The 18,325-nt window shown below is 63.3% G+C and carries 20 protein-coding genes; 2 read left to right on the top strand and 18 right to left on the bottom strand.

Annotated features, from left to right (window positions below; all coding sequences use genetic code 11):
• Window positions 1–2: 2 nt before the first annotated feature.
• From miaB to QEH68_RS08335, 4 genes are all read right to left on the bottom strand, one after another.
• Window positions 3–1,532 carry a tRNA (N6-isopentenyl adenosine(37)-C2)-methylthiotransferase MiaB gene (gene miaB / locus QEH68_RS08350; RefSeq protein WP_280627656.1) on the bottom strand — a complete coding sequence of 510 codons (1,530 nt, stop codon included), beginning with the start codon at window positions 1,530–1,532 and terminating at the stop codon, window positions 3–5.
• The gene (locus QEH68_RS08345) at window positions 1,532–2,074 is read right to left on the bottom strand and encodes a regulatory protein RecX (RefSeq protein ID WP_207597030.1); all 543 of its coding nucleotides are present in this window, start codon (window positions 2,072–2,074) and stop codon (window positions 1,532–1,534) included. The genes miaB and QEH68_RS08345 overlap by 1 nt, the downstream gene beginning before the upstream one ends.
• On the bottom strand, window positions 2,064–3,104 hold the full coding sequence (gene recA, locus QEH68_RS08340) for a recombinase RecA (protein WP_089594401.1): 1,041 nt from the start codon (window positions 3,102–3,104) through the stop codon (window positions 2,064–2,066). The genes QEH68_RS08345 and recA overlap by 11 nt, the downstream gene beginning before the upstream one ends.
• A gap of 248 nt (window positions 3,105–3,352) precedes the next feature.
• Complete coding sequence (locus QEH68_RS08335; protein WP_207597029.1) at window positions 3,353–3,577, bottom strand: DUF3046 domain-containing protein; 225 nt, start codon at window positions 3,575–3,577, stop codon at window positions 3,353–3,355.
• Between the two features lie 41 nt (window positions 3,578–3,618).
• On the opposite strand from QEH68_RS08335, the gene QEH68_RS08330 reads away from it, so the two are divergent.
• A complete protein-coding gene (locus QEH68_RS08330; RefSeq protein ID WP_207597028.1) occupies window positions 3,619–4,170 on the top strand; it encodes a MarR family transcriptional regulator in 552 nt (183 codons plus the stop codon).
• Window positions 4,171–4,260: 90 nt separating this feature from the next.
• Here the strand turns inward: QEH68_RS08330 and QEH68_RS08325 are convergent, their stop codons facing one another.
• The 8 genes from QEH68_RS08325 to QEH68_RS08290 form a co-directional block, all read right to left on the bottom strand.
• A complete protein-coding gene (locus tag QEH68_RS08325) occupies window positions 4,261–4,695 on the bottom strand; it encodes a helix-turn-helix transcriptional regulator (protein ID WP_024820363.1) in 435 nt (144 codons plus the stop codon).
• Between the two features lie 137 nt (window positions 4,696–4,832).
• The gene (locus tag QEH68_RS08320; protein WP_280627655.1) at window positions 4,833–5,345 is read right to left on the bottom strand and encodes a nicotinamide-nucleotide amidohydrolase family protein; all 513 of its coding nucleotides are present in this window, start codon (window positions 5,343–5,345) and stop codon (window positions 4,833–4,835) included.
• Window positions 5,342–5,944 (bottom strand): CDP-diacylglycerol--glycerol-3-phosphate 3-phosphatidyltransferase, encoded by a 603-nt coding sequence (gene pgsA, locus QEH68_RS08315; RefSeq protein WP_207597026.1) that lies wholly within the window; start codon window positions 5,942–5,944, stop codon window positions 5,342–5,344. Before pgsA ends, QEH68_RS08320 begins: the two co-directional genes overlap by 4 nt.
• A 38-nt stretch (window positions 5,945–5,982) precedes the next feature.
• Window positions 5,983–8,844, bottom strand: a complete 2,862-nt coding sequence (locus tag QEH68_RS08310) for a DNA translocase FtsK (RefSeq protein WP_207597025.1) — start codon at window positions 8,842–8,844, stop codon at window positions 5,983–5,985.
• A 75-nt stretch (window positions 8,845–8,919) separates the two neighbouring features.
• A complete protein-coding gene (locus tag QEH68_RS08305; protein WP_207597024.1) occupies window positions 8,920–10,611 on the bottom strand; it encodes a ribonuclease J in 1,692 nt (563 codons plus the stop codon).
• A 27-nt stretch (window positions 10,612–10,638) separates the two neighbouring features.
• The gene (dapA, locus tag QEH68_RS08300; protein ID WP_089594395.1) at window positions 10,639–11,550 is read right to left on the bottom strand and encodes a 4-hydroxy-tetrahydrodipicolinate synthase; all 912 of its coding nucleotides are present in this window, start codon (window positions 11,548–11,550) and stop codon (window positions 10,639–10,641) included.
• Window positions 11,551–11,608: 58 nt separating this feature from the next.
• Window positions 11,609–12,565 carry a carbon-nitrogen hydrolase family protein gene (locus tag QEH68_RS08295; RefSeq protein ID WP_280627654.1) on the bottom strand — a complete coding sequence of 319 codons (957 nt, stop codon included), beginning with the start codon at window positions 12,563–12,565 and terminating at the stop codon, window positions 11,609–11,611.
• Between the two features lie 96 nt (window positions 12,566–12,661).
• The gene (locus QEH68_RS08290; RefSeq protein WP_280627653.1) at window positions 12,662–12,997 is read right to left on the bottom strand and encodes a hypothetical protein; all 336 of its coding nucleotides are present in this window, start codon (window positions 12,995–12,997) and stop codon (window positions 12,662–12,664) included.
• Window positions 12,998–13,085: 88 nt separating this feature from the next.
• Here QEH68_RS08290 and QEH68_RS08285 point away from each other — a divergent pair, with 88 nt between their 5' ends.
• Window positions 13,086–14,321, top strand: coding sequence for a heparan-alpha-glucosaminide N-acetyltransferase domain-containing protein (locus QEH68_RS08285; protein WP_280627652.1), 1,236 nt, complete (start codon window positions 13,086–13,088; stop codon window positions 14,319–14,321).
• Here the strand turns inward: QEH68_RS08285 and QEH68_RS08280 are convergent.
• From QEH68_RS08280 to glp, 6 genes are read right to left on the bottom strand one after another with little or no spacing between them, the layout of a single operon-like run.
• On the bottom strand, window positions 14,297–14,785 hold the full coding sequence (locus QEH68_RS08280; RefSeq protein WP_207597021.1) for a hypothetical protein: 489 nt from the start codon (window positions 14,783–14,785) through the stop codon (window positions 14,297–14,299). The genes QEH68_RS08285 and QEH68_RS08280 overlap by 25 nt on opposite strands.
• A gap of 4 nt (window positions 14,786–14,789) precedes the next feature.
• Window positions 14,790–15,548: a 4-hydroxy-tetrahydrodipicolinate reductase gene (gene dapB, locus QEH68_RS08275; RefSeq protein ID WP_207597020.1), complete on the bottom strand. Its 759-nt coding sequence runs from the start codon at window positions 15,546–15,548 to the stop codon at window positions 14,790–14,792.
• 51 nt (window positions 15,549–15,599) lie between these two features.
• Window positions 15,600–16,055 (bottom strand): molybdenum cofactor biosynthesis protein MoaE, encoded by a 456-nt coding sequence (locus QEH68_RS08270; RefSeq protein WP_089594391.1) that lies wholly within the window; start codon window positions 16,053–16,055, stop codon window positions 15,600–15,602.
• Window positions 16,045–16,542 carry a MogA/MoaB family molybdenum cofactor biosynthesis protein gene (locus QEH68_RS08265; RefSeq protein ID WP_280627651.1) on the bottom strand — a complete coding sequence of 166 codons (498 nt, stop codon included), beginning with the start codon at window positions 16,540–16,542 and terminating at the stop codon, window positions 16,045–16,047. Before QEH68_RS08265 ends, QEH68_RS08270 begins: the two co-directional genes overlap by 11 nt.
• Window positions 16,539–17,075, bottom strand: coding sequence for a cyclic pyranopterin monophosphate synthase MoaC (gene moaC / locus QEH68_RS08260; RefSeq protein WP_280627650.1), 537 nt, complete (start codon window positions 17,073–17,075; stop codon window positions 16,539–16,541). The genes QEH68_RS08265 and moaC overlap by 4 nt, the downstream gene beginning before the upstream one ends.
• Window positions 17,063–18,283 (bottom strand): gephyrin-like molybdotransferase Glp, encoded by a 1,221-nt coding sequence (glp, locus tag QEH68_RS08255; protein ID WP_280627649.1) that lies wholly within the window; start codon window positions 18,281–18,283, stop codon window positions 17,063–17,065. Before glp ends, moaC begins: the two co-directional genes overlap by 13 nt.
• Window positions 18,284–18,325 lie beyond the last annotated feature (42 nt).

The raw sequence follows: 18,325 nt of genomic DNA, 5'->3' as shown, positions 1-18,325 counted from the left end.
CGTCAGGCGCGGCGAGCCGGCAAGGACGGCATGCCCAGGGACACCCCGGCCTTGGTCGAGCCCGAACCCGGAGCAGGGACGCCGCAGGACTCAGCTTGGGAACGATCCCAGGCATCGCCGGCACGGGACCGGCGCAGCACATAGTCGCCAGCGGTGGCCGGATCCGCCACAAGGTGGAAAGCAGCAGCCTCCGTGATGGTGACCGTCACAAAGTCACCGGGACGGGGAGTATCTGCGCCGGACGGCACGGAGAAGTGCACCAGGCGCTGATCCTTGGACCGACCGGATAAGCGGTGGGTTTCCTCGGCTTTACGCCCTGACTGGGCCGTCACCAGCACTTCAACCGTCCTGCCCAGCTGTTTGGCGTTCTCCTCAGCGGCAATGCGGTCCTGGAGGGCTGTCAGCCTTTCGAAACGCTCCTGCACCACCGCTTTCGGAAGCTGGTCAGGCAACTCGGCGGCCGGCGTGCCGGGCCGTTTGGAGTATTGGAAGGTGAAGGCTGAGGCGAAACGGGACTTCTCCACGACATCCAGGGTCGCCTGGAAATCCTCTTCAGTTTCGCCTGGGAACCCGACAATAATGTCCGTGGTGATGGCTGCGTTGGGAATCCGATCGCGAACCTTGTCCAAAATTCCGAGGAACCGGCTGGATCGGTAGGAACGCCGCATGTCTTTGAGGATTTTGTCTGAGCCCGACTGCAAGGGCATGTGCAATTGCGGCATGATGTTGGGCGTCTCAGCCATGGCCTCGATGACGTCATCGGTAAAGGCTGCGGGGTGCGGGCTGGTGAAGCGGACGCGCTCCAAGCCCTCGATTTCACCGCACGCCCGAAGGAGTTTGGAGAAAGCCTGGCGATCCCCGAACTCCACGCCGTACGAGTTGACGTTCTGGCCGAGGAGAGTCACTTCAACAGCGCCATCATCCACGAGGGCTTGGATCTCGGCGAGGATTTCTCCGGGGCGTCGGTCCTTTTCCTTGCCGCGGAGCGAAGGCACAATGCAGAACGTGCAGGTGTTGTTGCAGCCCACGGATATGGAAACCCACCCCGCATAAACAGAATCCCGTTTAGTGGGAAGAGTTGACGGGAAGACATCCAAAGACTCGAGGATCTCAAGTTGTGCTTCATTGTTGTGCCGGGCACGGTCCAGCAGCGCCGGCAGGGCGCCAACATTGTGGGTACCAAACACGGCGTCAACCCACGGCGCCTTCTTGACGATGGTTTCGCGGTCCTTCTGGGCCAGGCAGCCACCTACAGCTATCTGCATGCCGGGGTTCGCTGCCTTGACCTGCCGGAGTTGGCCGAGATTGCCGTAGAGCTTGTTGTCCGCATTCTCCCGAACAGCGCAGGTGTTGAAGACCACCACGTCAGCCAGTTCACCGTCCGCAGGCACGTAACCTGCGTCCTCCAGGAGTCCCGCCATGCGCTCTGAATCATGGACGTTCATCTGGCAGCCGAACGTGCGGACCTGATAGGTCCTGGGCTCAGCCGGAGGAGTGGCGGGAACTGTTGGGGAAGGAATGGTCAAACTCACTACTCAAGGGTACCGGCTTCTGCCAGCACCTCGCCGACGATCCTGAAGGCCATGGAGGGGGCGTAGCCCTTCCGTGCCAGCATCGACGCCAGACGCCGGGTGTACTTGTCCCGTTCCGCGCGATCAGCCAGATCGACGCCGGGACGCAGCTTACGTTGAACAAGCTCACGGGCAGCCAACTCTTCATCCTGATCACTGAGCTGTGACAGGGCATCTTCGGCTGCGTCCAGCTCAATGCCCTTCTCCGTCAGTTCGCGACGAAGTGCGCCTTTGGCGAGCTTCTTGCTCTGCGAACGGCTGCGGACCCACATTCTCGCGAACTCAGCATCATCAATCAGCTGAACCTCTTCAAACCGGTCCAGGACGGCCTCGGCCACATCCTCGGGAACGTTGCGTTCCGCGAGCTTGCGGGACAGCTGGAGCCGGCTCCGCGGCGCCATCGTCAGCTGCCTCAGGACGATGGCACGCGCCACGGACTCGGGATCAGGCTCGGGATCGGCGGATACGGACGACTCCGGATCCGGCCCTCTCCTAACCGTCAACGGCCTTCAGCTTTGGGGAGTCTTCCTCCGGCTTGACGCCAACGCCAAGCTTTTCCTTGATCAGGCGCTCCAGCTCCTGGGCGAGCTCAGGGTTATCCCGGAGGAAACGCCGCGAGTTCTCCATGCCTTGGCCCAGCTGATCGCCATCATAGGTGAACCACGAGCCCGATTTCTTGATGATGCCGTGCTCGACACCCATATCAATGATGCCGCCCTCACGGGAGATGCCCTGGCCGTAAATAATGTCGAACTCAGCAATCTTGAAGGGCGGCGCCATCTTGTTCTTGACGATCTTGGCCTTGGTGCGGTTACCTACGGAGTCCGCACCTTCCTTCAAGGTCTGGATACGACGGACATCGATACGCACCGAAGCGTAGAACTTCAGGGCCTTACCACCGGTGGTGGTTTCCGGGGAACCGAAGAAGACGCCGATCTTCTCACGCAGCTGGTTGATGAAGATGGCTGTGGTTTTGGTCTGGCTGAGCCTGCCGGTGATCTTACGCAGGGCCTGGCTCATCAGGCGGGCCTGCAGACCCACGTGGGAGTCGCCCATTTCGCCTTCGATTTCAGCACGGGGTACCAGCGCGGCCACGGAGTCGATGACGACGATGTCCAGGGAGCCGGAACCCACCAACATGTCCATGATCTCCAAAGCCTGCTCCCCGGTATCCGGCTGCGAGACCAAGAGTGCATCCGTATCCACTCCGAGCTTTGCCGCGTAGTCCGGGTCGAGAGCGTGCTCAGCGTCGATGAACGCCGCAATGCCGCCGGCGCGCTGGGCGCTGGCAACCGCATGCAGCGCAACGGTTGTCTTACCCGAGGATTCCGGTCCGTAGATTTCCACTACACGGCCACGGGGCAGCCCGCCAATGCCAAGGGCGATGTCCAGGGCAATGGAGCCGGTAGGGATGACCTCGATGGGAGCCCGGGTGTCATCACCCAGGCGCATGATGGATCCTTTGCCGAACTGCTTGTCGATCTGGGCAAGCGCTGCTTCAAGCGCCTTTTCACGATCCGGGGTTGCCGCCATGGTTCACACCTCTGATGCTTTCTCGCTGTGGAGTGGCCCTAAGAGCCGCTTTCCTGTCATGTCAGACGCTATTACGACGTGCTGACATTTTTATGAGCCGAATCCGGCTATGTGGACAACCGGGTAATCCGGATGCTCGGAAATGCGGCCTTCGGGATCAATTTTCCTCTCACAGGAGCATATCCCCATCCGAACAGATATTCGAACAATGGACCGGCGTGTCTGCTGTCGAGGCAGCGGCGCGGACCTCAGCTGGAGGCCGGCTTAATGTCCCGCCCCAGCCTGCGTTCGGCCGGAACATCCTGGACTTCGCATACAGCCAACCACACCTCGCGGGGGTGGTATCCGGAGGCCAGTGCCTCAACGGCAGTCCGCCCGCCCACGCCTGCGAGTACCAAGGAGCCGGCGAGGACACGGGAATAGCCTGCCCCGAACTCATCGTCCATCAATCGCCAAAAGTCACTTGCCCTCACGGATAGAGTCTCTCACGGAGCCGGACTCTAGAATGGTTGCCATGAGCAATCCTCTCCAGAGCACGCCCGGTCAGGCCGTGCCAGGCGACGCCGTAGACGACGCCCTCCAGCAGGTGGAACACCAGCTGAGCCTGCTCTGGCGCCGTGCCCGGTCAATCTCCCATCAGTTGTCGCGCCAGGTCCACCCGGACATGGAACCGGCCGCCTACGGGCTGCTGACCGTCATCCGGAGGGAAGGTCCGATCAGGCTGACCGACCTCGCCACGTGCATAGGCGTTGGCAAGCCCTCCGTGAGCCGGCAGATCGCCTTCCTGGAGAGCATTGGCCTGGTCTACAAGGAAGCGGACCCGCAGGACGGAAGGGCACAATCCATACGCCTGACGGACAAGGGCGAGGACAAGATGCACCAGGTCCAGGATGCCCGGCGGCAGGTATTCCGCGAACGCCTGGGCGAATGGCCGCTTGAGGACGTCCAGACCCTGGCCGACTACATGGGCCGGCTCAATGCGATCTACGGCGACGGCGTCCTCAAGGACGTGACCCTGCGGGAACCGGACAGTGCTGCCGACCCCACCAAGCCAGCCGACGCCTGATCCGCCAGGCTCCTCAGGCCATACCAACGAAGACCAAAAGAAGGTCCCCAGCCGATGGCTGGGGACCTTCTCCCACTTCTGGTGGAACGGTTACCGGGCTCCGGAGAGCATTCCCTGCGGGAAGTCGTCCGTGAGGTCCAGATCGCGACCGTAACGCTGGGAGAATTCCTGCGGAACGGTGTCCGGCACGGCCACACCCTCAGCAACGGCCACACGGTCGCTGACTTCGCGGAGCATGTGGGACAACGGAACATCCAGGGCTGTGCAAATGGAGGACAGGAGCTCGGAAGAAGCCTCCTTCTGGCCGCGTTCAACTTCACTCAAGTAACCAAGTGAGACGCGGGCGCTGTGCGAAACCTCGCGGAGGGTACGGCCCTGACGCTGGCGGACATCGCGCAGTACATCACCGATCTCGTGGCGTAGTACAACCATTTTGCGCTCCTTCTGTTCGCTCTGTGTCTGATCAGCCAAGCCCACATCCTTCCAGCGGACAACGCCGTTTACGGATACGGGCTGCTTTACCATCTGTATCGCCTTGCTCCCTCAGTCATCCGGTTCGCTGGTGGGCGGACCGGGTTGGTTTCTACATCCTAGGCGCCCCGGCTCTTCCGAAGCGACTCAATGACACAACTATTGGCAATCAGTTTTTGTTCCCGGCTACTTTACGAACGGTAACCATCCCCTTCCAGCGCGGCAAGCAGACGCGCCAGGGCCGCCTCGCAGGCCTGTTCGCGAATCGAACGGCGGTCCCCCGTGAAGCTGAATTCGAAGGCTTTGGTTCCGGCATCGGCAGCGATTCCAACGAACACTGTTCCTACGGCTTTGCCATCGTGGGGATCAGGTCCGGCCACTCCGGTAGTGGATACTCCAATGCTGGCACCGCAAGAGCGCCGGGCACCCTCGGCCATGGCTTCCGCAACAGCACCGTCAACGGACCCGACGTCGGCAAGCAGCTCTTCCGGGACGCCCAGGACGCCGGCCTTGACGGAATTTTGGTACGCAACAACTCCCCCCTGAAGCATCCCCGAAGCGCCAGGAGTATTTGCCAGGGTGGCCGCTACCATTCCAGCAGTCAGCGACTCGGCCGTGGCGACCGTTTGGTTCTTTGCGATCGCTGCGGCGACCACCGCCGTCGACGTCTCTGCCGCGGCGGTGCCGGCGTTCCCGGACGTCATGCCCTACGCCCCGCCGCCCGCAGCTTGAGGGCTTGGATGACGTATTCGACGCCGGTCCACAGGGTGATGGCAAGTGCCAGCATCATGACCCAGAAGGCAACGTCGCCCAGCCATGGAGCGATCGCTTTGAGGGGAAGGATGTAAAGGAAGATGGCGACGGTTTGTACCACCGTCTTCAGCTTTCCGCCCCTGGAAGCCGGCATGACGCCGTACCGGATCACGACGAACCGAAGGGCCGTAATCCCCCACTCGCGGACGAGGATGAGGATGGTGACCCACCACGGCAGTTCCCCCAGGATGGACAGGAGCACCAGCGCGGAGCCGATCAGCAATTTGTCGGCAATGGGATCGGCGATCTTGCCGAAATTGGTGATGAGGCCGCGCGCCCTGGCGATGTCGCCGTCGAGCTTGTCCGTGTAGATGGCGACCGCGAAGGCCACCACCGCTGCCCAGCGCCACAGGCCGTACTCTCCGTTGTCGGCGAGCAGGAACCACACAAAAAACGGAACCAGGACGATCCGAAGCATGGTGAGGATGTTGGGCAGGTTCCAGACATCGGAATTGCTGGACGTCGCGTTATCACCCTCGGCTGTAGTCACCCCTCTAGGCTACCGTCTTTGGGCTGACGCCTTTGAAGCTAGCGCCCCGTCAACGACCAGGCGTCCTCGCCGCCTTCGTCGTCGTCATCTGGGCCGTCAGCGCCATCGTGGTACTCAATGGCCTGCGTCCGGTTGTCCAGGTCCGCCTGCACGAGGTCCTCCGCATAACCGCCGACGGCGATGTTCGAGTTCGCGTTGTCGCTCAGGGCCGCCGTGTGGGCGTCGGGTGCAGCGGGTGATTCCTGGCCCTTCATCGCTGCCAGGACGGCCGCGAGGTCGTCCGGCTTGACCAGGACATCGCGGGCCTTCGAGCCTTCCGAGGGACCCACCACTCCGCGGGATTCGAGGAGGTCCATAAGCCGCCCGGCCTTGGCGAAGCCCACCCGGAGCTTGCGCTGCAACATCGACGTGGAGCCGAATTGGGTGGTCACCACCAACTCGGTGGCCTGCAACAAGACCTCGAGGTCGTCTCCGATGTCGTCGTCGATCTGCTTCTTGGGGGCCTCGGCAGCAACGTCGTCGCGGTAGACAGCCTGGAGCTGTCCCTTGACGTGCTCCACCACCTTGTGGATCTCGGATTCCGTCACCCAAGCACCCTGGACACGCATTGCCTTCGACGCACCCATCGGCAGGAAAAGCGCGTCACCCTGGCCAATAAGCTTCTCCGCCCCAGGCTGGTCCAGCACAACACGGGAGTCCGTCACGGATGAGGTTGCGAAGGCCATGCGGGACGGCACGTTCGCCTTGATCAGGCCAGTAACCACATCCACGGACGGGCGCTGGGTGGCCAGGACCAGGTGGATACCGGCAGCACGGGCGAGCTGGGTGATGCGGACGATCGAGTCTTCGACGTCGCGCGGGGCCACCATCATGAGGTCGGCGAGTTCATCCACGATCACCAGAAGGTAAGGGTAGGGCTTGATGATCCGTTTGGAGTCCACGGGCGGCACCACTTTGCCGGCACGGACAGCCTTGTTGAAGTCGTCGATGTGTTTGTAACCGTAGTTGGCGAGGTCGTCGTAGCGGGCGTCCATCTCCCGGACCACCCATTGCAGGGCCTCCGCGGCCTTTTTGGGATTGGTGATGATGGGCGTGATGAGGTGCGGGACGCCTTCGTACGCAGTGAGCTCCACGCGCTTGGGGTCCACCATGACCATGCGGACTTCATCCGGGGTGGCACGCATGAGGATGGAGGTGATCATGGAGTTCACGAAGCTCGACTTACCGGCACCAGTGGCCCCAGCCACCAGCAGGTGGGGCATCTTTGCCAGGTTGGCCACCACGTAGCCGCCCTCGACGTCCTTGCCAACACCCATGACCATGGGGTGGTCTGTCCGGCGGGCGTTCTGGCTCCGCAGAACGTCGCCCAGCGAAACCGTTTCGCGGTCCGTGTTGGGAATCTCGATACCGATGGCCGATTTGCCGGGGATGGGGCTCAGGATGCGGACATCGCTCGATGCGACCGCGTAGGAAATATTCTTCGACAGCGCGGTAACGCGCTCCACCTTGGTACCGGGAGACAGCTCGATCTCGTAGCGCGTCACGGTGGGACCACGGCTGAAGCCAGTCACGGCTGCGTCCACGTTGAATTGTGTCAAGGTGTCCGTCAAGGCGGCGACGACGGCGTCATTGGCCTCTGTACGCTCCTTCGGAATGGAGCCCGGCGTCAGGTAGTCGGAGGCCGGCAGGGTGTAGGTGACGTCCCCGGCGAGGGACAACTGCTCCGTACGTTGTGGAATCGGCGTTTGCGGCAGCGGCGCACCGGCAGGCTTCGCGGGGACCTGGGCAACGGTGGGCGCTGGCACGGTCATGGCAGGACTGATGACCGGAATGGCTTCGGTGGGGTTGTCAATGCCGGGTGCAGCCCCCAAGCCCTGGGCTGCCTTGATCTTCCCGACGGCGATCTCCGCCTGGGTTGGGCGGCGCACCCCCGGCGGAACGCGCGGTTCCGGCGAGGCGGGAGCGTCGTCGTCGACTATTGCATGTTCGAAAGCTTCGTCCCCGACGTAGCCCTCCAGGCCTGCCTCGGGCTCCTCGTCCTTGCCGAAGAAGCGCATGCGCTTCTTCTTGGGCTTGGCCGGTGCGTCGTTTTCGTAGAGATAGCTGCGGTCGTGGGCGTCCTTGCCGGAGCCGTCCATGAGGTCCACACCCATAAGGTGCTCATAGGCACCCCGGATGCGGGAGGGAATGGCGCCGAACGGGGTTGCAGTGACGATCAGGAAAGAGACGAAGGCCAACAAGCTGTAGAGGACCACCGGTACTGCACCATGGATTGCGGCCAGGGGGGCGGCGGCGAGGAATCCCAGCATGCCGCCTGCCCTGCGAAGGCCATCGAACCCATCGGCCACGGTGGGCAGGCCGCCAATGACGTGGGCCAAACCCGATCCGGCCAGGGTCATGATCATAAAGCCAATGCCCACACGGTTGTTGCCGCGGCCGTCCTGGGGTTTCCGGAACAACCGGAAGGCACAAACAAAAAGCATGAAAGGCAGGATCAGGGTCATCCAGCCAAACGTCCCGTTGACCACGCTGTAGACGACGTCCGGGAGCCACCCCGTCAGGCCCCACCATGCGAAAGTGGCAATCGCGATGCCCAACACCAGGTTGAAAAGGGCTGCGCCGTCACGGCGATCCGCGGGATCGAGATCGCTGACATCGTACCCAATGCGGCGGACGCCGGCACCGACCACATGGCCGATCCCCTGCCAAAAACCTGAAAGCATACGCAGGGGCAGCGGAGCCTGGGGCTCGACGGCGGCCGCCTGCTTGGTGCGGGCAGTGCTTCCACGCCCGCTCTTGCCTGCGGCGGCGCTGGTTTTGGATGTGGCTGCGCTCCGGCCTGTGCCGCCGGATTTACTGCTGGAGCTGCCTCGTGGCGTGGAGGTAGTACGGGTCGCCATAACTGCCACGGTACCCCAAGGGGGCCTGAAATCCGCGGATTTCAGGCCCCCTTGGGTGTGCATGTTGCCGTGGGGCTATGCCTCAAGGACCACCGGAATGATCATGGGACGGCGGCGGAGCTTGCGGTTGACCCACGTGCCGATGATCCTGCGCACCACCTGCTGCAGCTGATGGTTGGTATGGTCTGCGTGATTAAGCACAGCGTCTTCCAGCGCGGCGTTGATCTTGGGGATGATCTCGTCGAAGACCGAATCATCCTCAGCAACACCACGGGCATGGATTTCCGGTCCCGACACGATCTTGCCGGTAGTGCGGTTGATGACCGTGATGATGGAAATGAAGCCCTCGTCCCCGAGGATGCGACGGTCCTTCAAGTCGGCGTCGGTGATCTCACCCACGCTGGAACCGTCCACGTAGACGAATCCGACCTCTACTTGGCCAACGATGTTTGCTTTGTGGTCCTTCAGGTCGATCACTGTGCCGTTGTCGCTCAGGATGATGCCCTCGGACGGAACACCGGATTCCCGCGCGATGTTGCCATTGGCAATAAGGTGACGGGTTTCGCCGTGCACAGGCATGGCGTTGAGCGGCTCAAGGATGTTGTAGCAGTACAGGAGCTCCCCTGCCGCTGCGTGCCCGGAGACGTGGACCTTCGCAGTGCCCTTATGGATTACGTCCGCGCCGAGTTTGAGGAGTCCGTTGATGATGCGGAACACGGCATTCTCGTTGCCGGGAATCAGGCTGGAGGCCAGAATGACGGTGTCGCCGGGTCCAACCACTACGCGGTGGTCGCCGTTGGCCATCCGGGACAGGGCAGCCATCGGCTCGCCCTGGGAACCAGTGGACATCAGGACCACGCGGTCATCGGGCATGTTGTCGATGTTCTTGATGTCCACCAAAATTCCGGCCGGCACATCGAGATACCCCAGTTTGGCGGCGATGGCCATGTTGCGCACCATGGAGCGTCCAACGAAAGCGACCTTGCGGCCATGCTTCTCTGCGGCATCAAGGACCTGCTGGACACGGTGAACATGGGACGAGAACGACGCGACGATGAGGCGCTTCTTTGCTTGGCCGAACAGGCGGTCCAAAGTGGGACCAATTTCCTTTTCGGCCGTGGTGAACCCAGGGACGTCCGCGTTGGTGGAGTCGGCCATGAACAGGTCCACGCCCTCTTCGCCCAACCGGGCGAAGTGACGGAGGTCGGTGATGCGGCCATCCAGCGGCAACTGGTCCATCTTGAAGTCGCCGGTGTGCAGGACCGTGCCACCCTCGGTCCGGATGAAAACGGCCAGGGCATCAGGGATTGAGTGGTTCACGGCAATGAACTCGCACTCGAACGGGCCGAATTGCTCCACTTGGCCCTCGGTGACGGTGAGGGTGTACGGCTTGATCCGGTGTTCCTGGAGCTTTGCTTCCACCAGGGCCAGGGTGAGCTGGGACCCGATCAGTGGAATATCGGCCTTAAGGCGCAACAGGTAGGGAACCGCACCGATGTGGTCCTCGTGACCGTGCGTCAGCACGACGCCAACTACGTCCTGCAGCCTGTCTTCGATGTAGGAGAAATCGGGCAGGATGAGGTCTACGCCGGGCTGGGTCTCTTCAGGGAAGAGCACGCCACAGTCAACGACCAGCAGCTTGCCGTCGATTTCGAAGACGGCCATGTTGCGGCCGATCTCTCCCAGGCCACCGAGCGGAACAATCCGCAGCGTGCCTTTCGGCAGTTTCGGCGGCGTAACCAGTCCGGGAAGGGCGGTTTGGGTCATATTGTGCTTCTTTCCGGCGGAACCGGCCTAGACGTTGAAGTCCATACCGGCTTCCGCCAAATCCCCGCGGATGATGTCGATCTCGGCTGCGTCCGGCTCCACGAGGGGCAAACGGACAACCGAGTTGGGCAGGACTCCCTGCCACTTGAGAATCTGCTTGGCGGCTACTGCGCCTTGGACCCGCGTCATGGTTGCGCGAATGACGGGTTCCAGTTCAAAGTTGATGGCCCTCGCAGTGGCGAGGTCGCTGGCGTTAACAGCGTCGATCAGCTCGCGGAAGCGACGCGTGGCCACGTGGGTGGTGACGCCCACCAGGCCGACGGCGCCGAGCGCCATCCACTGGAGGGTCAATCCGTCATCACCGGAATAGAAAACCAGGTCAGTCTCAGCCATGACCCGGGTAGCGGCGGCAAAATCTGCCTTGGCGTCCTTGACCGCCACGATGTTCTGGTGCTTGGCCAGGCCGATCATGGTCTCAGGAGCAATCGCAATGGAGGAGCGGCCTGGGATGTCGTAGAGCATGACGGGCAGATCCGTTGACGAGGCAATGGTCTCGAAGTGCGCCCGGACGCCTGCCTGGCTGGGCTTGTTGTAGTAGGGCGTGACGATCAGGAGACCATCCACGCCAACCTCGGCAGCCCGCTGGGAAAGGTGCACCGAGTGTGCGGTGTCGTTGGTGCCGGTTCCGGCAATGATGGCAGCCTTGCCGCCGACGGCTTCTTTGACCGCCCGGAACATACCAAGGTTTTCGTCGTCCGTGAGGGTTGAGGTCTCTCCGGTGGTGCCGGTAACAACGAGCCCATCGCAACCATCCTGGACAAGCTTCTCTGCCAGTACAGCGGCTTGGTCGTAGTCCACCTTGCCGTCCTCGGTGAACGGGGTGACCATCGCGGTCAGGAGGGTACCAAGGGCGGGAGTGTGGGCGCGCAAGTCAGACATAAGAAAAACGTTACCCTGTCGCGGGCTTGTTACAAGAATGGGTTCCGCGTGATGGTCCTCATGCCCCGGTTGAGGATCTGTAGGCGCCAAGACGGGACCAGTCCAACGACACCATGGTGACTTCCGTCCCGGTGCCCGCCACCCGGACCAGGGCAGCACCGTCGGGACCCCACGCTCCACTGAGACCGCAGGAGGGGCCCAAGGGCGTTTCTCCTCCAAGGTTCGCCAATAATCCGAACATCCGGTGGTCCATGGAACGGGCGCCCAAATGCAGTCCGAGCCTAAGTTCCTCGCCCCGCGTGTACAGCGCAGACACTGCATACACATCAGCCTCCGCTGCCGCCGCGGCACCGGCGTGGGCAGGATGCGCGGCGTCAGCACAGACCGCAAAGGCAACCCGCCATCCGTCGACATCAAGCACCGCCGGACCGCTTCCAGGGACAAAAAGCTCCCGCTCCGGCCCATGCAGATGAGTTTTGAAGACAGGTTTCACCGATCCGTCACAGCCGACGATAAGCGAGGCCAACCTGGGTGTCTGATCCGCCTCCCGCCAGCCTGCCCCGACGACGGCCACCGTCCTGGTGCGGGCACAGACATCCTGGAGGGGGTGGAGCCGCGGGTCGCCTTCGGTTAACCACGGCGAAGGCTGACTGCCCGGCGAAGGCTGTCCTGCTCCGGCGGGGACTTTGAATGCAGTGAGTTCGTACCCGGTCAAGGAGAGTTCAGGAAAAAGCACCAAACGTGCGCCACGGTTGCAAGCCTCCGCCACCAGCCTCACATGGGCCGCGACGTTTGCCTCCACGGCCGCTCCCCCGACGCCTGGCAGCAGCGCTTCATATTGAACAACGGCCGCGCGAAGCACTGCCGGGTCATGCGGTTCTTCCCCTGGGTGAGGCCTTGCTTCAACGAACCCGGCCCCTGCGGGCGCGGTAACGCCAAACGGGCTCTCCACGGACGTGACATCCAGGGGACGGGCCGGCCTTTGGGTGGGGACTTGCGGGGGCGTCGGAATCACCAGCCCATCCTATTCCGGAGGTAACCTCGGGATGTTGCAGGACAGGCCGGGGCGTGGAGCCACGGGGCCCTCTCACTCCAGTCAGACCCCGACTGGCTAGGCCGGCCCAGGCGTCCGCGCAGGTTGATCCGAGCAATAGTGCGCCACGGCCCGCTCCTTGAGGTGTTCAGCCCAGGTGACCAGGCGCTGGGAAGCGCGAACGTACTCGAACAGTTCCAACGGCGTCAGGGAATCCAGGTCCGCCTCGGATAGCCGCCGGGCAAGTTCAGCTCCGGGCGGCTGCTCGGCCAGCACTGTTCCTTCTCGGCGCCACTGGGTGTCCTCAGGGGGTTCGCCCGCCACGAGTTGCCTGAAGAGGAAGTCGACGACGCCGGGGCTCATTGCTTTCATGGGTCCGGCGAGACCTTCGGGTGGCGTGGGGACATCGTTCATCCTGCCATGTTATTCGAACATATATTCGAACACAAGACCTGGCTCTGCCGTCGGCCCGGCTCACAGTTGGCTGTGAGACGATCGCAGCATGACTTCGCAAGAGACTGCGCCCCCGCGGAAAGCGCGCGACGGCGGCCAGGTCTCCTCCCGGCTCACTGGGATCGACGCTGCCAGGGGTGCAGCGTTGCTTGGCATGATGTCCACGCACCTCCTACCGACGTTCGGGCCCTCCCCGGCGTGGGAGCCGACCTTCGTGGGATTGGTATTTTCGGGGCGGTCTGCGGCACTCTTCGCTGTCCTTGCCGGCATTGGATTGGCGCTGAGTACGGGCCGGCAGGAACCTCGCACAGGCAACGATCTCCGGGCCGCGAGAGGCGGGGTCGCCATGCGAGCCTTGGTCATTGCGGTGGTCGGCCTCACTTTGGGAGGGCTGGACGTCAATGTCGCCGTCATCCTGGTGCATTACGCCGTGCTTTTCCTGTGCGTCCTGCCATTCCTTGGCCTTCAGGTCAAGGCACTGTGTTTCTCGGCGGCGGGCTGGGTGCTGTTGTCTCCGCTGCTGGCTTACCTGGTCCGGCCCTTGCTGTTGGACGCCGCACCTCCCCTGCAACTGGGTCACAACCCCAACGGCGAGGACCTGGGGACGCCGGCACGCCTCCTCGCAGACCTCTTCTTCACTGGTTACTACCCGGTGTTCCAGTGGATCTCATATCTGCTGATCGGACTGGTGCTCGGCAGGTTGGCGCTCACGACCGCGAAGGTGCAGTTCCTGCTCCTAATCGGCGGAACCACTGTGGCTGCTGCGGCAAAGCTGGGAGGGTTCCTTGCCCTGGAAGCATGGGGCGGCCGGGCCGCGCTGGAGGCACTTCCCGGCACCCGCGGGTACCCGCTGGAAAGCATGCTTCAGGTTAATCTGACCGGGCTGGAGCAGACCGGTTCGTGGTGGTGGTTGGCCACAGCATCCCCCCATGCAGGGACCACGCTGGACCTGCTGCACACCAGCGGAACGGCTGCCGCAGTGGTGGGTTTCTTCCTGCTGCTGGGTACCGTGGCCGACCGTATCAAGGTCAATATCCTGATAGTGCTCAGCGGGCCCGGAGCCATGACGCTCAGCCTCTATTCGGCCCATGTATGGGTGGTTTCGGGGTTCACCAACCAGCCACTGCCCGCAGGGTGGACAGAAGAGGGCATGTACTGGACCCAGGCACTGTGTGCAGTGGCAATCGGCGTGTGTTTCGCCTTGCTCCGGCGCCGCGGACCGCTGGAGTGGGTTGCCCATACGGCGTCGAAGCTGGGCAGCTACCGTCCCGCAGCGGTGGGCTGAGAGCGGAACAGCTTCACGGCGTCGCGCATTGATGCCCTGGCGCGCTTGCGGTCCCCCGAGGCGTCATAGGCGCAACTCAGCCGGAACCAGGAACGCCAATCCTCCGGCGCCGCCTCGGCCTCGGCCCGGTACTTCTCGAACTCCGCATCCGCGGCCGCCCGGACAATCCGCCCGCCGGGCGTTCGGGGCAGGGTGTCCTCGGGCAAACCGCCTTCGGCTTCCAGGACCTTGGCCATCTGCTCGGTGCGGGCGCCAAACAGGAGCTCGCGGATGAGCGCCCACGCACCGACGATGGGCAGGACCAGATAGGCCGCTCCAATGCCCTTCGCTACCAGGTTGGGGTCACCGAGGAGGAGGAACGAGCGTTGGACGGACACCACCAGGTAGAGCACCAACAGCAGGGTGATGGCGCCGACCCAGATCTTGGTGCGGTTCTTCTTCAAGGAAGTCCAGAAATTGCCCATGGACCTAGAGCCCCAGGTCCAGGTAGCCGTCCAGGCCAACCGTGAGGCCGGGGTGCGTTGAGACTTTACGCAATCCCAGCAGGACACCAGGCATAAAGGAAGCCCGGTCGAAGGAGTCATGGCGCAACGTCAACTGCTCACCCGGACCGCCGAAAAGGACCTCCTGGTGGGCTACCAAACCGCGGAGCCGCACACTATGGACGCGGACACCCTCCACGTCACAGCCCCTGGCTCCGTCCAACGACGTTTCAGTGGCGTCCGGGCTTGCCGGAACTCCGGCTGCCTGCCGTGCATCAGCGATCAGCTGCGCCGTACGCACCGCCGTGCCGGATGGTGCGTCCACCTTGTTCGGGTGGTGCAGCTCGATGATCTCGACGGACTCAAAATACTGTGAGGCTTTGGCCGCGAAAGCGGAGGCCAGCACGGACCCCAGGGCAAAGTTCGGGGCGATCAGGACGCCGGTGTCCGGCTTCTGCTCCAGCAATGCACGGAGGGACTCCAGCCTGTCGGCATTCCAACCAGTGGTACCGACAACAGCATGGATGCCATGCTCTACGGCAAACCGGACGTTGGTCTCTGTGGTGTCCGGGACCGTGAGGTCAACAACGTACTGTGCGCCGGCGTCGAGCAGGGTTTCCAGGGAATCGCCGCGACCCAGGGCGGCTACAAGCTTCATGTCATCGGCTGCTTCCACAGCTTTCACGGCTTCAATTCCCATGCGCCCGTGGGCGCCCAGCACTGCAACAGCAAGTTGTTCGGTCATGCCGTTAACCCTACCGCCGGGCCGGGGCCCGGCAGGAACCGTGACTCAGGCCTACTCCCCCGCGCCAACCCACTCGACGGTGCCGTCGGTGAAGAACTGTTCCTTCCAAATGGGAACCTGCGCTTTGACCCTGTCCACCAGCTCGGAACAGACGGCAAACGCCTGTCCCCGGTGGGCCGCCGCGACAGCACAGACAAGGGCCGGGTCACCGATCTCCAGCATCCCGATGCGGTGCGCGGCCCAGATGCGGACGGGTTGGTCGGCTTCGCCTGAATGCTCAGCCACCAATTGGGCCACGACGTCGGACATGACCTGGTGCGCCGTGGGATGGGCGCTGTAACTGAGCCGGTCCACAGCCTTGCCGGAATCGTGGTTCCGGACCACGCCGCTGAAGCTGACCACAGCCCCGGCGGTGTCCGATTCGACCGCCGCGATGGCTTGGTCCACCGAGATGGGTTCCGCGCTGAGGACAGCGCTGACTACTTCGAAATCTGTTTCAGTGCCCATGGCTACCTTCCATTTGTTCGCACAAGTGCCCGATCACTGGGTCCAGGACAGCCAATCCATCCATAACGCCTTTCGGGGATCCCGGCAGATTGATGATGAACGTCGTTCCCGCAGCTCCGGCGTGGCCGCGGCTCAGCATGGCCATGGGCGTCTTCGCGGCGCCTGCGCGCCGGATTGCTTCCATGATGCCGGGAATTTCGCGGTCCAAGAGCGGCAAGGTCATCTCCGGCGTCTTGTCATCCGGGCTCAGGCCCGTTCCGCCGCTGGTGATGACGACCGCGGGGTCCTGGGTCAGGAGCGCCCTGAGGGCAGCCCCCACTGGCTCCCCGTCCGGCACCACCATAGTGGGGAACGTCTCAAAGCCGTGCTCATTGAGCCAATCGAGGATGATGGGCCCCGTCTCATCGGCGTAGATTCCGGCAGCAGCCCGGGTGGAGGCAATCACGACTCCGGCCTTCCGCAGGCTGTTCGGCTCGCAAGCACTCATTCGCCGGCCTCCTGGACCGGTTCCCCTGAGACGTCCCAGTCGCCGCTCTTGCCGCCAGTCTTGGCAAGCACGCGGATGTCGGTCAGCACGGCGTGCTTGTCCACGGCCTTGATCATGTCGTAGACACTCAGTGCCGCTACCGATGCCGCCGTCAGGGCTTCCATTTCAACGCCGGTCACGCCCTTGGTCTTGACGGTTGCCAGGATGTCCACCGAGCCGGCGCCCAAATGGAAATCCACGGTGACCTTGGAAATAGGCAGCGGATGGCACAACGGGATCAGCTCCGGCGTCTTCTTTGCCGCCATGATGCCTGCTACCCGTGCCACGGCGAGCGCGTCGCCTTTGGGCAGCTCACCGGCACCCAAGAGGGCCATCACGTCCGGGGTTGTCCGGACGGTTGCCGTGGCGGTGGCTTCGCGTGTGGTCACTGCCTTCGCGGAGACATCCACCATCTGCGCAGTGCCGTCGTGCCGTAGGTGCGTCAGGCCGCCGCCGTGTTCTGTTGTCCCGGGAGTTTCATTCACAGCATCCATACTTCCACTTCGGCTCCTGCGGTGAGTTCCGTGACGTTGCCTGGGATCTGGACCAACGCGTTGGCACGGGCAAGGGCGTGCACCAGGTGTGAGCCGGCGCCGCCTTCCATACGGAGCATGCCGTCCCCGGCCACCGAGCCACGCCGGACCTGGTGTTTGCCCTCGGGAGAGGTCAGGGGTTCGGCAAGGCGTACCGTCCGTACGGGTCGTGGAGCCGGAGTTCCCATAACCTCCGACAGGGCGGGCCGGAGGAACATCTCAAAGGAGACGAGGCAGCTGACAGGGTTGCCGGGAAATCCGAGGAAGGGAATGCCGTTGAAGGTTCCCAGGCCCTGCGGCCCGCCCGGCTGCATTGCAACGGGGAGGAAATCAACGGGCTGGCCGGCCATCGCCTGGCGCACCACCTCGTAGGCGCCCTTGCTTACTCCCCCAGTGGTGACAATGACATCCACGGGACGGTCCGATTCCCGGGTGTGATGGTGAAGGACGGCCAGGAGGTGTGCAGGGTCGTCGTCCGAGATGCCCGTACGAACAACGTCCAGGTTTGCCTGGCGCATGGACGCTTCAAGCAGCGTTCCGTTGGAGTCGAAGATCTTGCCGGGCGTGAGTTCTTCCCCTGGTTCCACTACCTCGTCTCCCGTGGTGACCAGGAGGACACGCAGAGGTTCAGGGACCTCAACTGTTGACAGGCCCATGGCTGCCAGCAGGCCAAGCTGGGCCGGTCCCAGCAGGGTGCCTGCTGCCAGGGCCAGGGCTCCCCTGTGGATGTCGCTGCCGCTGTTCCGCACATAAGCACCGGGAGCCACCGCGGGAAGGTTGACGACGGCATCAATGGTGGTGGGGTCTGGAAAGGTACTGGGGCTCGCTTTCTCGATGGGTACGACGGCGTCGGCGCCCTCTGGAATCATGGCTCCGGTCATGATGGGGGCGGCGTAGCCGGCCTTCAGCGCTGTTGGTGTCGCACCTGCCGGGACGGGAGCTGCCACCCGGAGCTGCCCGCCGTCGTCGGGAATGTCATGTGACCGGACGGCAAAGCCGTCCATCTGGGAGTTGGCGAACGGCGGCAGCGAGAGCGGCGCATGGACATCGACGGCGAGCGGCTTTCCCAGTGCGTCGAGCAACGGCACGCGGTGGTTTCCCTTGGTGGTGGCAGTGCCGGCCAGCAGTTCCACCACTGCCTGGCGATGGGTTGCAACTGATCTGGGCACGACAACCTCCTGTTGTGACACGCTGGCTTCCGGAATTTCTCC

This window comes from Paenarthrobacter sp. OM7 (genome assembly GCF_029873575.1).
Lineage (GTDB): Bacteria > Actinomycetota > Actinomycetes > Actinomycetales > Micrococcaceae > Arthrobacter.
Note: the sequence above shows the minus strand (reverse complement) of the source record. Positions and strands in the feature narration are given on the sequence as shown.

Coding starts and splice junctions, on each gene's coding strand:
- recA (WP_089594401.1), bottom strand. CDS start 3,104: ATGGCGGCAACCCCGGATCGTGAAAAGGCGCTTGAAGCAGCGCTTGCC.
- QEH68_RS08330 (WP_207597028.1), top strand. CDS start 3,619: ATGAGCAATCCTCTCCAGAGCACGCCCGGTCAGGCCGTGCCAGGCGAC.
- QEH68_RS08325 (WP_024820363.1), bottom strand. CDS start 4,695: ATGGTAAAGCAGCCCGTATCCGTAAACGGCGTTGTCCGCTGGAAGGAT.
- QEH68_RS08320 (WP_280627655.1), bottom strand. CDS start 5,345: ATGACGTCCGGGAACGCCGGCACCGCCGCGGCAGAGACGTCGACGGCG.
- QEH68_RS08310 (WP_207597025.1), bottom strand. CDS start 8,844: ATGGCGACCCGTACTACCTCCACGCCACGAGGCAGCTCCAGCAGTAAA.
- QEH68_RS08305 (WP_207597024.1), bottom strand. CDS start 10,611: ATGACCCAAACCGCCCTTCCCGGACTGGTTACGCCGCCGAAACTGCCG.
- dapA (WP_089594395.1), bottom strand. CDS start 11,550: ATGTCTGACTTGCGCGCCCACACTCCCGCCCTTGGTACCCTCCTGACC.
- QEH68_RS08290 (WP_280627653.1), bottom strand. CDS start 12,997: ATGAACGATGTCCCCACGCCACCCGAAGGTCTCGCCGGACCCATGAAA.
- QEH68_RS08285 (WP_280627652.1), top strand. CDS start 13,086: ATGACTTCGCAAGAGACTGCGCCCCCGCGGAAAGCGCGCGACGGCGGC.
- QEH68_RS08280 (WP_207597021.1), bottom strand. CDS start 14,785: ATGGGCAATTTCTGGACTTCCTTGAAGAAGAACCGCACCAAGATCTGG.
- dapB (WP_207597020.1), bottom strand. CDS start 15,548: ATGACCGAACAACTTGCTGTTGCAGTGCTGGGCGCCCACGGGCGCATG.
- QEH68_RS08270 (WP_089594391.1), bottom strand. CDS start 16,055: ATGGGCACTGAAACAGATTTCGAAGTAGTCAGCGCTGTCCTCAGCGCG.
- QEH68_RS08265 (WP_280627651.1), bottom strand. CDS start 16,542: ATGAGTGCTTGCGAGCCGAACAGCCTGCGGAAGGCCGGAGTCGTGATT.
- moaC (WP_280627650.1), bottom strand. CDS start 17,075: ATGGATGCTGTGAATGAAACTCCCGGGACAACAGAACACGGCGGCGGC.